Genomic DNA, 16576 nt, shown 5'->3' on the forward strand with positions numbered 1-16576 from the left:
ACCGGGCCGGATTCAGCAACTCCACCAACCGCTCGAACGGCGCATCCTGATTCTCATACGCCGCCAACGCCTTACCCCGCACCCGGTCGAGCACCTGATCGAACCGCGGATTCCCCGACACATCCACACGCAGCACCCAGGTATTGACGAAGAACCCCACCAACTCGGCCAGGGCGTCGTCGGTGCGGCCCGCGATCGGCCCGCCGATCGCAACGTCCTCCCCCGCGCCAAGCCGGTGGAGCAGCACCGCGAGCACAGATTGCAGCACCATCGAGAGTGTCGCCCCCGCGCTGCGGGCCAGTTGGGTTACCTCCGAACCCAGTTCCGGTGCGACTGTGAACTCCACCGTGCCGCCGCGGTAACTCGGTGCCGGCGGTCGGCACCGATCGGTGGGTAGGTCGATGCACTCCGGCAACCCCGCCAACTCGCTACGCCAATACTCGACCTGAGTGGCCAGCACACTCCCCGGATCATCCGCACTGCCCAGAAGCTCCCGCTGCCACAACGTGTAATCCGCATAGTGGACCGGCAACGGCACCCACCCCGGCGCGTGGCCCGTCGTGCGCGCCGCGTACGCGACGGCGATGTCGCGGGCCAACGGCGCCAGCGAACCCCCGTCCCCCGCGATATGGTGCAGCACCAATACCAGCACGTGCTCTGATTCGGAAACTCGGAAAATGCGGGCCCGCAGGGGTATCTCGACCGACAGGTCGAATCGACAGCCCGCCGCCTCCGCGACTGCATCCATCAGAGTGCTGTCCCGCACGTCGACGATCTGAACCGGCAGTTCCGCGACGACCTGCTCAGCCGGCAGGATCTGCTGGAACGGCACACCCCCTTCCTCACCGAACACGGTTCGCAGGCTCTCGTGCCGGGCGACGACGTCCGCAACAGCGGCTGCGACCGCCCCGGTGTCGAGGTCGCCGGTGAGTCGCACCGCGACCGGAATGTTGTACGTCGCCGACGGGCCCTCGAACCGATACAGGAACCACAACCGGGCCTGCGCGAACGACAGCGGCACCCGCTCGGGCCGCACCCTTGCGGTCAGTGGCACCCGGACCGGGCCTTCCCTGAGTCGGGGTGCCAACTCCGCCACCGTCGAGGACTCGAACACCACCCGGATCGGAACCTCCACACCCAACACCGACCGAATCCGGCTCACCAAGCGCGTCGCCGACAACGAATGCCCACCCAGGTCGAAGAAACTGTCGTCGATTCCCACCCGCGGCACGTCGAGCACGTCCGCGAACAACGACACCAGAGTTTCCTCGACCGGCGACCGCGGACCCCGGAGTATGCCGCCGGTGAACTCCGGTTCCGGCAACGCTTTCCGGTCCAGTTTCCCGTGGGCCGTCAACGGCAGCTGATCCACCGCCATGATCACCGCCGGAACCATGAAGTCCGGCAACAACCCTGCCACGAAACGACGAACCCCGGTCGCCGAATCACTCGACCCGTCGACCCCGTCGATATCGAGAACTACATATCCGATCAACTCGGTGCCACTGCCGGTGGCGCGGGCCACCACTACCGCCTGCGCCACCGCAGGATGCTTCAGCAGCACCGCCTCGACCTCGGCGGGTTCGACTCGGAACCCCCGCACCTTCACCTGCTCGTCCGCGCGCCCCACGAACTCGAGCTCACCCTCGGCGGTCCACCGCACCAAATCCCCCGACCGATACATCCGCGCACCCACCGCCCCGAACGGACACGCCACGAACCGCTCCGCCGTCAACCCCGACCGGCCGAGATAACCGCGGGCCAGCTGCACCCCGGCGATGTACAACTCGCCCACCACACCCACCGGAACCGGCACCAACCCCGCACCCAGCACGAAGACCTGGGAGTTCCACACCGGCGCGCCGATCGGCGCGCTCGTGTCTTTCGACGGGCCGCATCGATGGTGGGTGACCTGGAGGGCCGTTTCGGTCGGCCCGTACACGTTGTGTACCGCAGTGCCACTGCGCTCCATGAAGTGGTTTGCCGTCGAGGACAACAGGTTTTCGCCGCCGCAGAAGACTCGTCGAAGCGAGTCGCAATCAGCCGGCTCGAGTCTCTCGTCGACCATGGCCAGCATCGACGGCGAAAAGTCGCCGGTGGTGATCTTCTCCGATCTGATCATCTCGGCGAGATAGGCCGCATCGCGGTGTCCCTCGGCCTTGGCGATCACCAGCCGCGCCCCGACCTCCAGTGGCAGGAACATCTCCCACACCGACACATCGAATGTCGCGGGGGTCTTCTGCAGCACCACGTCGTCGTGGTCGAAGCCGAAATGGTCCCGCATCCACAGCAACTGATTCACGATCGCCGAATGGCTGACAGCGACCCCCTTCGGCCGGCCCGTCGAGCCGGACGTGAAGATCACGTACGCCGTGTTACCCGGCCTCAACGGGGTGATTCGATCCTCGTTGCGGACGGGTGAGGAGTCGACATCAGGTCTTTGCGCGCCATGGATCTCCAGCACGGGGACGCCGCCCGGGATCTGTACGCGGTCGGTCGATCGCGTCAACACACAGACCGGTGCCGCGGACTCCATCATGTGCCGGATATGTTCGCTGGGGTAGTCGGGGTCGATCGGCACATATGCTCCACCCGCCGTCACGACCGCATAGATTCCCACCACGAGATCGATCGAACGTCGCACGGCGACACCGACCAGAGACTCCGGACCGACACCGTGCGCGATCAGTCTCCGAGCCAACCGGTTCGCTCGCTCGCCGACCTCTCGATACGTCAACTGCTCGTCGTCGGACGTCAGGGCCACCGCCTCCGGCGTGACAGCCGCCTGGCGTTCGAAAAGGTCGGGAAGTGTCACCTCCGGCACGGGGACCGCAGTGCCATTCCACGTGCCCACCACCAGCCGACGCTCGCCTGGTTCGACGAGGTCGATGCGGTCCACGGCGACGTGAGGGTCGTCCGCGACTGTCTGCAAGATACGGGTGAGCCGCCGGGCGATCGTGTCGACGGCTGCGGCGCCGAACAGGTTCGGCAGATACGCCACGGTCAACCGAAGTTGGGAGTCGACTCTCGCGATCAGGGTCATGGGGTAGTGCGACGCGTCGATCGTACGGACTCCGGTGACGACCATTCCGTCGATGGGGTTTGCGGCTGCCAACGCGGCGCGATCGATCGGGTACGACTCGAACACGACGAGGGTGTCGAACAGGTCGCGCACCCCGGCGGCCTTGTTGATCTCCGTCAACCCGAGGTAGTGGTGATCGAACAAGCCGGCCTGCTGCTTCTGCAACCGGGTCAACAACTCCGCAGCAGTGTCGCCCGGTGTGGACTGAACCCGCACCGGCAGGGTGTTGATGAACAAGCCCACCATGGACTCGACACCGGGCAGTCCGGCCGGTCGGCCGGAGACCGTCGCGCCGAACACCACATCCCGCCGGGCGGACAACTGTCCGAGCAGAATCCCCCACGCTCCCTGAACGACGGTGTTCAGCGTGACACCCAGTTCGGCGGCCCGCACCGACAAGCTCGTGGCCGTCTCCGGGGGTAGTTCGACCGTCACGTGCTCTTCCCCCGAGGTGGTTTCCCACTCCGGGTGCGCGGGCGCCAGCAGGGTCGGCTCTTCGATCCCGTCGAGGGCCTGCGCCCAGATTCGACAAGATTCGGCTCGGTCGCGCGCGGCCAGCCAGACCAGGAAATTCCGGTATCCGGTCGCTCTCGGTAACGCGGCGGCGTCGCCTCCCGAGACGTACAGCGCGAGTAGTTCCTCGGCGAGCAGTGGCATCGACCATCCGTCGAGCAGCACGTGATGATTGGTGATCACCAGCTCGAATCGATCCTGTCCCATCGTCACGAGCGTGAATCGGATCAGCGGCGGCGTCGCCGGGTCGAAATGTGTGGCGTGATCCTCGACGAGAAGACGTTGGAACTCGCCGTCTCGAGTGCCCTCGGGAAGGTTCCGCAGGTCGACCTCGCGCCATGGCAACGCGACTGCGCCGAGGACGACCTGTACCGGCCCGGTTTCGGAATCGTCGACGAACGCGGTCCGCAGGTTCGCCTGGCGATCCAGCAATGCCTGTCCCGCAGCGTGAATCCTCTCTGGATCGACCCGTCCGCCGAGGTGCAGAACGAGCTGGGTGGTGTACGCGTCGAACGACGAACCGGCCAGCATCGAGTGGAACAACAGGCCGGATTGCATCGCGGTCAACGGCCACACATCCACCACGCCCGGGTACCGGTCCTCCCACGACTCGATATCGTGTTGCGACACCGACACCAGCGGCACGTCGGACGGTGTCAGCCCGCCGGCCCCGGGCCCCTGCGCGTGCCGAGCCAGTGCCGAGACTGCGTCGCACCACAGGTCGGCAAGTTCCTGAACATCGTCACGGGAGAGCACCCCGGCGGGGAATCCGAACACGGCACCGAGTCGGGGACCGTCCGGACCGTCGGTCACCATCGCATTGATGTCCACTTCGGCCATCGCCGGCATGTCCGGATCCATCGTCGCGGAGAGTGCCGTTCCCTCGCTCGCGGGCATCCAGCCGAGGTCACGGAATTCCTCGGGAACATCGGCGGCCGAGATGCGCCCCAGATAGTTGAAACTGATCTGTCCGCCCGGATACTTCCCGAGTTGCGGTGCGGTGTCCGCGTTCAGATACCGAAGCAACCCGTAACCGATGCCACGGTCGGGCAGCGCCAGCACCTGTTCCTTGACCGCTTTGATCACGAGCCCGGCAGCGGGCCCGCCGGCGAATGCGTCGTCGAGATCGGCGCCCGCGATATCGACGCGAATCGGGAAAGCTGTCGTGAACCAGCCGACCGTGCGGGATAGATCCGCCCCGGGTATGACGTGCTGCTCGCGACCATGATTCTCCAGGGTTATCAACGACGACGGCTCGACAACCCCGCGACGGCGGCGCCAGCGGGTCAACGCCATCGCCAACCCCGCCAGAAGACCATCGTCGACCCCGGCGCGGAAGACCTTGGGGACCCTGGTGAGCAGCGACGCTGTCGCGTGCGCTGGCACCTGGATCCGCACGTGCTGCACTGTGGACAGAACATCGAGGATCGGGTCGCATCTGCGCGAACCCAACGTCGGGTCGGGGCCCTCCAGAATCGATTGCCACAACGGTAACTCGGCCACTCGCCCTGGCCGCAATGCCTCGTCCACCAGCCCGTGTGCCCACCGCCGCATCGACGTCCCGCCCGCGGGCAGTTCCGGGCGTTCGCCGGTACGCACCCGCGCCCAGGCCGCCGCCAGGTCCGGGATGATGATCCGCCACGACACGCCGTCGATGACCAGGTGGTGGGCCACGACCAGCAGCCGACCCGAACCCGCCGAACCGTCGCCGTCACGGGGGACTTGGTCCAGCCACACGAACTGCACCATTACGCCCGCCGCCGGATCCACACGCCCCAGGGCCGCATCCAACTCGGCCGACGCCAGCCGCAGCCACGCCGGATCGCCCGGTGCGTCATCACCGTGGACCTGTCGAATCAGGCGGTTCACGTCGACCGTATCCGGGGGATCGACCCGAAGTTTCTGCTCCCCAGCGTCATCGGTCACCACACGCGATCGCAACATGTCATGACGGACCATCACGGCGCCGATGGTGGCGGCCAACCCGGCCCGATCGATACCGGCGGGCAACTCCAACACCATCGTCTGCGCGAATCGGCGGTACCCACCACCCCGCGCGAGGAGGAACCGCCCGATCGGCGTCAACGGCATCGTTCCCACTCCGCCACCGGACAACTCCTCGAGCACGACCCGGTCCGAATCGTGGTTCAGGACTGCAACCTCGGACAGTCCCGCAACAGTCCTGTGCTCGAACACATCCCGCGCCGTGATCAGCACACCCCGCGCTTTCGCGCGCGATACCAATTGGATCGACCGGATGCTGTCGCCACCCAGATCGAAGAATCCGTCATCGATCCCCACCTGGTCGACGCCGAGTACCTCGGCGAACACGCGGGCGAGGATCTCCTCGGTCTCGGTCTGCGGAGACCGGAACGCCTTGCTCGACGAGAACGCCGGCTCCGGCAACGCACTGCGGTCGAGCTTGCCGGCCGGTGTGAGCGGCAACTTCTCGAGCACCACGATCGCCGAGGGCACCAGGTACTCCGGCAGGCGGCCGGCCGCCACCGTCCGCACCCTCTCGGCGTCCACCTCACTCCCGGCTGCAGGGACCACGTAGGAGACCAGCACCGTCTGCCCGGACGGGCCCTTCCGATCGACCGTCACCACGGAGCCGATTCCGGGCTGCTCGGTGAGCGCAGCGTCGATCTCGCCCAACTCGATCCGACGGCCCCGCACCGAGACCTGGAAATCGCTTCGCCCCAGATACTCCAGCCCCAACCGGGTTTCCCGCTCGATCCACCGCACGACATCGCCCGTGCGATACATCCTCTGGCCCGGCGAGCCGAACGGGTTCGCCACGAATCGCTCCGCTGTCAGTCCCGTCCGATCGTGATATCCCCGAGCCAGCGGAGTCCCGGCGACATACAACTCCCCCGCCACTCCCGCCGGTACCGGACGCAGCCACGTGTCCAGAACCACCAGGGACGCACCTCGGACCGGACCGCCCAGAGTCACCGGACCGCGCGGTGGTAACGGCGGCGAGGTCGCCACCGCCACCGTCGCCTCGGTCGGCCCGTAGAGGTCGTGCATCCGCCGTCCCGCAGCGAACGACTCCACCACCGATACCGGAACCGCCTCCGCGCCTGTGAGCAGGCATCGCACCGACGACATCCGCTCGACCGGTACCGTCGCCAGCATCGTGGGGGTGAGGAACGCGTGCGTCACCAACGCACTCTCGAGAATCCGGCCCAGTTCCTCGCCACCGACCACACCCGCCGGAACCACAACCATCGACGCTGCCGAACCCGTCGCCAGCAGGTACTCCAGCACCGACGCATCGAAACTCGGCGACGCCACGTGCAGCACGCGTGCATCCGCCGTGACGGCGAACCTCTCCGCAATCTCCGCCGCGAGACTACCCAGTCCCCGATGCGGTACGACGACGCCCTTCGGCTCACCCGTCGTCCCCGACGTGTAGATCATGTACGCGGGATGATCGGCCCGTAACGGAGCGATCCGGCCCGCATCGGTCACCGATTCGGTGGACTGACGGGAACACTCGGCTCGCGCCTCCGGCTCGTCGAGCACCCACCAGTCGAGGGTTCTCGGCAGGGTACCGACGCACGCGGCGACCGTGATTCCGCACCGCGCGGCGGAATCGGCGATCAGGTACTCGAGCCGACTCGCCGGATACGACGGATCCACCGGAAAGAACGCACCACCTGCCTTCGCCACCGCCCATACCGCCAGCACCGACTCCACCGACCGCGGCACCGCCACGGCCACCGTGGATTCCGGCCCGACGCCGCGTGAGATCAACACCCGTGCGATACGACTCGACTCGTCGTCCAACTCCCGGTATGTGAGGGAGCGCTCTCCACACACGACCGCCACCGCACTCGGATCGTGTACGACTGCCGCAGAGAGGATCTCCGGCAGTGTCCGGACCGTCTCCGCGGCCGCGCCGCGCACGGGAACCAGCAGGTTCCGTTCCTCCGGCGCGAGGAGGTCGATGTCTCCCGTTGCGCCCTCCGGCGCAGCCACCAGTGATTCCAGCACCCGGTGGAACCTGTCCGCGATCCGACCCACCTCGTCGTCATCGAACAAGGCTGGGTCGTACCACAGCGATACGGACGTCCGCTCACCGGCTTCCACCGCGAGCGTCAACGAATAGTTGGTTCCTCCAAACGAATCCAGAGACGTGATCGCGAGGGAGCCGATCGACTCGAGCAAGGAGGCGAGGCTCCGCAGATCGTTCGGGTACGACTCGAATACCGTCAAGGTGTCGAACAGGGCCCCCACGCCGGCGACCCGCTGGATCTCCGGCAGCGGAACATGATGATGCTCGATCAACTCCGCCTGCTCCGCCTGAACCCGGGCGATCAACCGGGCGATGGATTCCTCGGGATGAAGCCGGACCCGCACCGGGACCGTGTTGATGAACAGCCCCACCATCGACTCGATGGCGGGAATCTGTCCGGACCGACCCGAGACCGTCGCGCCGAACACCACATCACGGCGGCCGGTATGCATGCCCAGCACGATCGCCCACGCGACCTGCACCAGGGTATTCACCGTCACCGACCACCGAGACGCCAGCTCCGGTATCTCCGACGACAGACCCTCGTCGAGCTCACGCCGGAGCACTGACGATCCCCGCGCCGCTTCCGGGCGCCCAGTCGCGATCAGCGCGGGCTCCGCACCGTCGAGCGCTTCCTCCCACACCTGCAGCGACCGTTGCCGATCCTGAGTCGCGAGCCACCCGAGATACCGGCGATACGAGACCACGGGTTCCAGTACGTCTCCGTCCCCGCCGGCACCGTAGACGGTCAGCATTTCGCGCATCAGCAACGGCATCGACCATCCGTCGAGCAGTACGTGGTGATACGAGACCACCAGCCGGAAGTCTCCGTCGCCCATCGCGACCAAACCGAAACGCAGGAGCGGTGGCTCCGACAGGTCGAAGCCGGCAGCCGCATCGTCCGACAGCAGCCGTGCCAGCTCGTCGTCTCGCTCCCCGGCATCGACACCGCTGACGTCGGCTTCCCACCAGGGCACCACGAGGCCCTCGAGCACCACCTGGACCGGCTCCGCCACCCCCTCGGTGAGGAACGCGACCCGCAGATTCGCGTGGCGATCGAGTATCGCCTGTGCCGCGGCCTTCACACGGTCCGCATGCACCTGTCCGGACAGACCCAGCACCGTCTGCACCGCATACACATCGGCCGATTGCGACGCCAGCATTGCGTGAAAGACCAAACCTGTTTGCAGCGGTGCCAGCGGCCACACATCCACGGCCTCGGGATACCGTGCCTCGATGCCCGACAGCTGTCGCGGAGCCGGACGCGGCAACGGCACGTCCTCGAAAATGACGGAGTCGTCATCCCTCACCGGATGCGCGACGGAGGCCAGCCCGGCGACGGTCCGTCGCTCGAACACGTCTCGCGCCGACACCAGCACGCCGCGAGCCCGCGCACGCGACACCACCTGGGTCGACATGATGCTGTCCCCGCCGAGCCGGAAGAAGTCGTCGTCGACACCCACCCGATCGACGCCCAGGACATCGGCCAGCACCGCCGCCAATGTCTGCTCGGCAATGGATCGTGGAGCCCGGTACGGGGTGTCGGATGCGAGATCAGGCTCGGGAAGTGCTCTGCGGTCGAGTTTGCCGGCCGGTGTGAGAGGTATCCGGTCGACGACGATGATCGCCGACGGCACCATGTAGTCCGGTAGACGGCCCGCCGCGAACAGTCGCAACGCCTCGACGTCCACCTCGGCCCCGGGCGCCGCGACCACATACGACACCAGCACCTTCTGCCCCGACGGACCTACCCGGTCCACCGTCACGACCGATCCCACTGCGGGGTGCGAGACCAACACCGTTTCGATCTCGCCGGGTTCGATTCGGATTCCGCGGATCTTCACCTGCTCGTCTGCGCGGCCGACGAAGTCCAGCACACCGTCGGTCGTCCACCGCACCAGATCACCCGAGCGGTACATCCGTGAGCCCGGTTCGCCGAACGGACACGCCACGAACCGTTCCGCCGTCAACCCCGGCCGGCCGATGTACCCGCGGCCCACACCTGATCCGGCGATATACAACTCCCCGACCACACCCACCGGGACGGGCACCATCCCTGTTCCCAAGACGAGTGCGCGGGCATTACCGATCGGCACCCCGATCGGCACGCTGACCTGGTCGTCGAAGCCCGTCGAACCCGATACCGAGTACGCGGTGGCACACACGGTGGTTTCCGTCGGCCCGTACGCGTTCACCACGGTGATGCGCGGGTGGCGAGCGAGGACGCGTCGTACAGCGCGCGGCGACAACACATCGCCCGCGGTGACCAACTGACGTGGCTGGTCGAGCGCCCCCCTCTCATGTTCCGGCGAATCGCTCAACAGGTGAAACAGCGTGGTCGTCAAGAACATCGACGTCACACCAACCGCGTCGACGACCCGCTCGAGCACCTCGATGTCCAGTGACCCGGGCGGGGCGACAACCAACCGGCCTCCGCTGAGCAGTGTCGGCCACAACTCGTACGCCGAGGCATCGAACGCCATCGACGAATGCAGCAACACGCGCTCACCGGGTCCGTCCGGCCATCCGTGCAACGCCAGGTTGACCACGTTGGAGTGGTCGATGGTGACCCCTTTCGGGGTCCCCGTCGATCCGGAGGTGTACATCACGTACGCGGTGTTGCCCGGTCGCAGTGACGTGGTGCGATCGCTGTCGTCGGGGTTGAGGCCCTCCGCTTGCCCGTCCTCGTCCGAGATGCCGTCGAGAAGTATCCGGGGTATGTCACTGTCCGGCAGCGTGCGTGCGGTTGCGGTTTCCGTGAGGATGAGCAGCGGCGCGGCGTCGGCGAGGATGAACTCGGTCCGCGCACTCGGGTAGCGGGGGTCTATCGGCAGATACGCGCCCCCGGCCTCGAGGACTGCGAGTAACGCGACAACCAATTGGGGTGACCGCTCCAGTGCAACCGCCACCAGTACTTCCGGCCCCACACCCGCACCGATCAGATGGCGTGCCAGCCGATTCGCTCGACTGCTCAGCTCCCGGTAGGTCCAGTTCTCCTCACCGAACGTCACGGCCACGGCATCGGGAGTTGCAGCGACCTCCTGCCCGAACAGGCCCGGGATCGTCGTATCCGGTATCGGTGAGCTCGTGTCGTTCCAGGTCCGCAGTACCCGCTCGCGTTCGGTCGGTTCCAGGATTTCGTAGCCTTCGATCCGGCCCTGCGGATCTTCGATGATGCACCTGAGCAGCCGCACATACCGGGCCGCGATGGTCTCCACCGTGCCCCGGTCGAACAGATCGCTCGCGTACTCGACGACCCCGGCCAGACCCTGCTGCTCGTCGGGGGCGACGGTGAAGGACAGGTCGAAACGAGAAGTCGCGGTCGACGCCGGCAGTGTGGTCCAGTCCAGTCCACGAAACTCGACGTCGGGAAAAGCGTTGTTCTGCATGGCGAACGACACCTGGAACAACGGATGATAGGCCGTCGATCGGGTCGGGTTCAGCAACTCCACCAACCGTTCGAACGGCGCATCCTGATTCTCGTACGCACCCAGGGCTTTCACCCGCACCCGGTCGAGGATCTCGTCGAATCGCGGATTCCCGGACACGTCGACGCGCAGCACCCAAGTGTTGACGAAGAACCCCACCAACTCGGTCAACGCGTCGTCGGTGCGGCCCGCGATCGGCGACCCGACCGCGATATCCACCCCGGCACCGAGCCTGCGGAGCAGCACTGCCAACACCGAGTGCAACACCATCGACGGTGTCGCGCCACGACCGCGGGCCATTTCGTCCACTCCCGAAACCAATCCGGGATCGATCACGAACTCCACGGTGCCGCCACGGTAACTCGGTGCAGCCGGTCGGCGACGATCGCCGGGGAGCTCGATGCACTCCGGCAGCCCCGTCAGTTCGGTTGTCCAATAGTCGAGCTGGGCGGTCAGCAGACTGCCCGGATCGTCCTCGCTCCCCAGAATTTCCCGCTGCCACAGGGTGTAATCGGCGTACTGCACCGGCAAGGGTGCCCACCCCGGAGCGTGTCCATCGGCGCGGGCCGCATACGCGGCCGCCACATCCCGAGCCAGCGGCGCCAACGACGCCCCGTCCCCCGCAATGTGGTGCAGGACCATCACCAGGACGTGTTCGTGGGGTCCGGCCTCCAACAATGTTGCCCGGAGGGGAATTTCGTGTGCAATGTCGAACCGGTACCCCGACGCCGCTGTCACCGCAGCCATCACGCCGGCCGGGTCGACCTTCTCCACGTGCACCAGAGTTGGTACTTCCGCCACGGGGAGGACCCGCTGAACCGGTGCACCGTCCAGGTCGTCGAATACTGTACGCAGACTCTCGTGCCGGGCGACGACGTCCGCAACAGCGGCTGCCACCGCCCCGGTGTCGAGGTCTCCGGTGAGTCGCACCGCCACGGGAATGTTGTACGTCGCCGACGGGCCCTCGAACCGGTGCAGGAACCACAACCGGGCCTGCGCGAACGACAGCGGCACCCGCTCGGGCCGCACCCGCGGAGTCAACGGCACCCGTGCCGGGCCGTCCCTCAGCCGGGGTGCGAGTTCGGCGACCGTAGGGGATTCGAAGACCATCCGAATCGGGACCTCCACCCCCAGCGCCGATCGAATCCGGCTCACCAACTGCGTCGCCGACAACGAATGGCCACCGAGATCGAAGAAGCTGTCGTCGATCCCCACCCGCGGGACGTCGAGCACGTCCGCGAACAACGAGACCAGCGTCTCCTCCACCGGCGACCGCGGCGCCCTGAACACCCCACCGGTGAACTCCGGTGCCGGCAACGCCCTCCGATCCAACTTCCCATTCACCGTCAACGGCAACCCGTCCACCACCACGACCGCCGCCGGCACCATGAACTCCGGCAACAACCCGGCCACGAACTCCCGCAACCCCAGGGAGTCGGCACCGGTCCGGGAATCGAGAACGACGTACCCCACCAACTCGGTGCCGACGAGGGTTTCCCGGGGGATCACCACCGCCTGCGAAACGGCAGAGTGCGACAGCAGCACTGCTTCGATCTCCCCCGGTTCCACGCGGAACCCCCGGACCTTCACCTGCTCATCCGCGCGTCCCACGTACTCGAGGACACCGCCAACGGTCCACCGCACCAGGTCCCCGGATCGATACATCCGCGATCCCGGATCCCCGAACGGGCACGCCACGAACCGATCCGCCGTCAGCCCCGGCCGACCCAGATAACCGCGGGCCAACTGCACCCCGGCGATATACAGCTCACCCACCACACCCACCGGGACCGGCATCAACCCAGCACCCGACACGAACACCCGCACACCGCCCACTGGAACGCCGATGGGGACACTCATCCGATCACGCTCACTCCGAGATTCGGGTAGCGAGTACATCGCCGCGAAGACCGTCGTCTCCGTCGGTCCGTAACCGTTGACGATCCTCACCTGTGGATGGCGGGAATCCTCGCCCGGATACCAGCCCCGCAGCCTGGCGGGATCCACCGCCTCTCCGCCGAGCACCACCGTCCGCAACACCGAACCGGCCCCCACCACGGGGTCGTCGTGCTCGATCTCCCCGAACCCGTAGAACGCCGACGGCGTCTGCCCGAGAACCGTGACGTGTTCGCGAACCACCAACTTCCACAACTCGATCGGTGAGCGCACCACGTCCCACGGCGCCACCACCACGCGGCCACCGTGTACCAACGCGCCCCACAACTCCCACACCGAGAAGTCGAACGCCACCGAGTGGCACCACACAAACACATCCGCAGCGTCCGCACCCACCCGGTCGGCAGTGCCGGCGCACATCGACACCACACTCCGGTGGCTCACGGTGACACCCTTCGGAACACCTGTCGACCCCGAGGTGTACATCACATACGCCGCATGATCGGGCCTCAAGGGGGTGATCCGATCGCGGTCGACGGGATCGTGATCGGCCCGGCCCCTCACGGCGGCTGCAGTCGTGTCGAGGTCCAGGTCTGCATCGAGCAGTACCCGGTCGATATCGTGGTCGGGCAGCGTGGCCACGGTGACAGTGTCGGACAGGATCAGCCGCGGTGCCGCGTCGGCGAGAATTGTCCCGGTGCGAGCACTGGGATAGTTCGGGTCCATGGGAAGGTAGCTGCCGCCGGCCTTGAGCACCGCCAACAAGGCGACGACCAACTCTTCCGACCGCTCCAGTGCGACGGCCACCACGGTTTCCGGGCCGACCCCGGCGCCGATCAGATAGTGCGCCAGCCGGTTCGCCTGTGTGTTGATTTCTCGGTAAGTCCAGCTCCGGTCGGAGAAGGTCACCGCTGCGGCGTCGGGTGTCGCCGCCACTCGTCGCTCGAACAGTTCCACGACGGTGGTTTCCGAGAAGGGGGCTGCGGTGTCGTTCCAGGTCCGGAGTAACACCTCGCGCTCGTCGGGCTCGAGGATCTCGTACCCCTCGATTCGCGCCTGCGGATCCGCGACGATCAACTCCGACAAGCGCACGAACCGAGCCGCGATACCCTCGATCGTCCCGCGGTCGAACAGGTCACTCGCGTACTCGACGACCCCGGCCAGACCCTGGTGACCGTCGGGGGTGAGGGTGAAAGACAGGTCGAAACGGGACGTTCCGGTCGGCGCCGGAAGTGTGGTCCATTCCAACCCGGGGAACTCGACCTCGGGGAAAGCGTTGTTCTGCATGGCGAACGACACCTGAAACAGCGGATGATACGCCGTCGATCGGACCGGATTCAGCAACTCCACCAACCGCTCGAACGGCGCATCCTGATTCTCGTACGCTGCCAACGCCTTCCCGCGGACCTGATCGAGCACCTGGTCGAACCGCGGATTCCCCGACAGATCGACGCGTAGCACCCAGGTGTTGACGAAGAACCCCACCAACTCGGTCAACGCGTCGTCGGTGCGACCCGCGATCGGTCCGCCGATCGCAACATCGCCCCCGGCACCGAGTCTGCGGAGTACTACCGCCAGCATTGATTGCACTACCATCGATGGTGTTGCCCCACCGTTGTGAGCCAATTCGGTTATCGCCGTCGCACGTTCGGGTCCGATCGAGAACTCGACCACGCCGCCGCCGTAACTCGGTGCAGCCGGTCGGCGACGATCGGCAGGTAGCTCGATGCAGTCGGGTAACCCCGCCAGCTCGGTTTTCCAGTAGTCGAGCTGGGTGGAGAACACGCTGCCCGGATCGTGCTCACTGCCCAGTTCTTCTCGCTGCCACAGGGTGTAATCGGCGTACTGCACCGGCAGCGGTGCCCACCCCGGAACCCTGCCCTCCGAACGGGCCTCATACGCGACGGCGATGTCACGTGCGAGCGGTGTCAACGACGCCCCGTCCCCCGCAATGTGGTGGAGCACCAAGACCAGGATGTGCTCGTGGGATCCGGACGCCACCAACGTTGCCCGGATCGGAATGTCGTGTTCGACGTCGAACCGATACCTTGCAGCCGTGGTCACTGCCGCGGGTATTTCGTCGGCCTCGACGTCGATAATCTGCACTGGTGAAGGGACCTCGTCGGTGGAAAGGATTTCCTGGAACGGAATCCCCTCGGCTTCGCCGAAGATCGTTCGCAGGCTCTCGTGCCGGGCGATCACGTCCTCGATCGCTGCCACCAGGGCCTCGGTGTCGAGGTCGCCGGTGAGTCGCACCGCCACCGGGATGTTGTAGATGGCCGACGGGCCCTCGAAGCGGTGTAGGAACCACAGCCGGGCCTGCGCGAACGACAACGGCACCCGCTCAGGCCGCGTGCGTGGGACCAGCGGCGGCCGAACCGCTCCGGAGCCGAGTCGCGGCGCCAGTGCGGCGACCGTAGGAGATTCGAACACCACCCGGATCGGGACCTCCTTCCCCAGCACCGTGCGGATCCGCCCGACCAACCGTGTCGCGGACAGCGAATGCCCACCGAGATCGAAGAAGCTGTCGTCGATCCCCACCCGCGGAACGTCCAGCACGTCAGCGAATAGCGAGACCAGCGTCTCCTCGATCGATGACCGCGGCGCGCGGAACACCCCACCGGTGAACTCCGGTGCCGGTAGCGCTTTCCGATCCAGCTTCCCGTTCGCCGTCAACGGCAACCGATCCACCAGCATGATCACCGCCGGCACCATGTACTCCGGGAGCCGCCCCGTCACGAACTCTCGCACCCCCACACTCGTGACGGTGTCGGTGGGCTCGAGGACGACGTACCCCACCAACTGCCCGCCCGTCGCCGGGGTGTCCCGGGCAATGACCACTGCCTGCGCCACCGCCGGGTGCTTCAGTAGTACCGCTTCGATCTCCCCCGGCTCCACCCGGAACCCCCGCACCTTCACCTGCTCGTCAGCACGTCCCACGAACTCGAGCACACCATCAGCAGTCCACCGCGCCAGATCCCCCGATCGATACATTCGCGCACCCACCGCCCCGAACGGACACGCGACAAACCGCTCCGCCGTCAACCCCGGCCGGCCCAGATAGCCGCGCGCCAACTGAACCCCGGCGATATACAACTCCCCCACCACACCCACCGGAACCGGCCGAAGCCCGGCACCCAACACGAATACCTGCGAATTCCGTACCGGCACACCGATCGGCACCGACCCACCGACAGGGTTGTCCGACGACTCCACGACCTGGCTCGTCACGTAGATGGTGGTCTCCGTCGGACCGTACCCGTTGACAACCCGGACACCGGGAATCGCGGCACCGACTGCACTGAGCAATCGCCCTGACAACTGCTCGCCGATGAACACCACCGTCTCGGCACTCACCGTGCCCTCGATCTGATCGAGTACCTCCTCGAACGCCGACGGGACAGTGCTGATCACACCCCCGGTCCAGCCGCGCTGTTCGCCGAGCACGAGAACGTCACGCACAATGCCGATACTCCCACCGGCGCACAACGCAGCGAAAATCTCCAACACCGACACGTCGAAACTCACCGACGTACTTGCCAGCACCCGCGCCAGCCCTGGCGCACCGAGACTCGAGGCCAGGGACTGTAAGAACAACGGTGTAACTCTGAAAGGAGATGCACCATTATGACTGAT

The 16576-nt window shown here is 66.5% G+C and carries 1 protein-coding gene; it reads right to left on the reverse strand.

From position 1 onward, the window contains the following. The coding region (locus QM806_RS40080; protein ID WP_349307626.1) for a non-ribosomal peptide synthetase at window positions 1–16486 on the reverse strand (16486 nt) is incomplete at its 3' end. Window positions 16487–16576: the final 90 nt, after the last annotated feature.

Origin of the sequence: Rhodococcus sp. IEGM 1351 (assembly GCF_030056875.1) — a bacterium.
GTDB lineage: Bacteria > Actinomycetota > Actinomycetes > Mycobacteriales > Mycobacteriaceae > Rhodococcus_F > Rhodococcus_F opacus.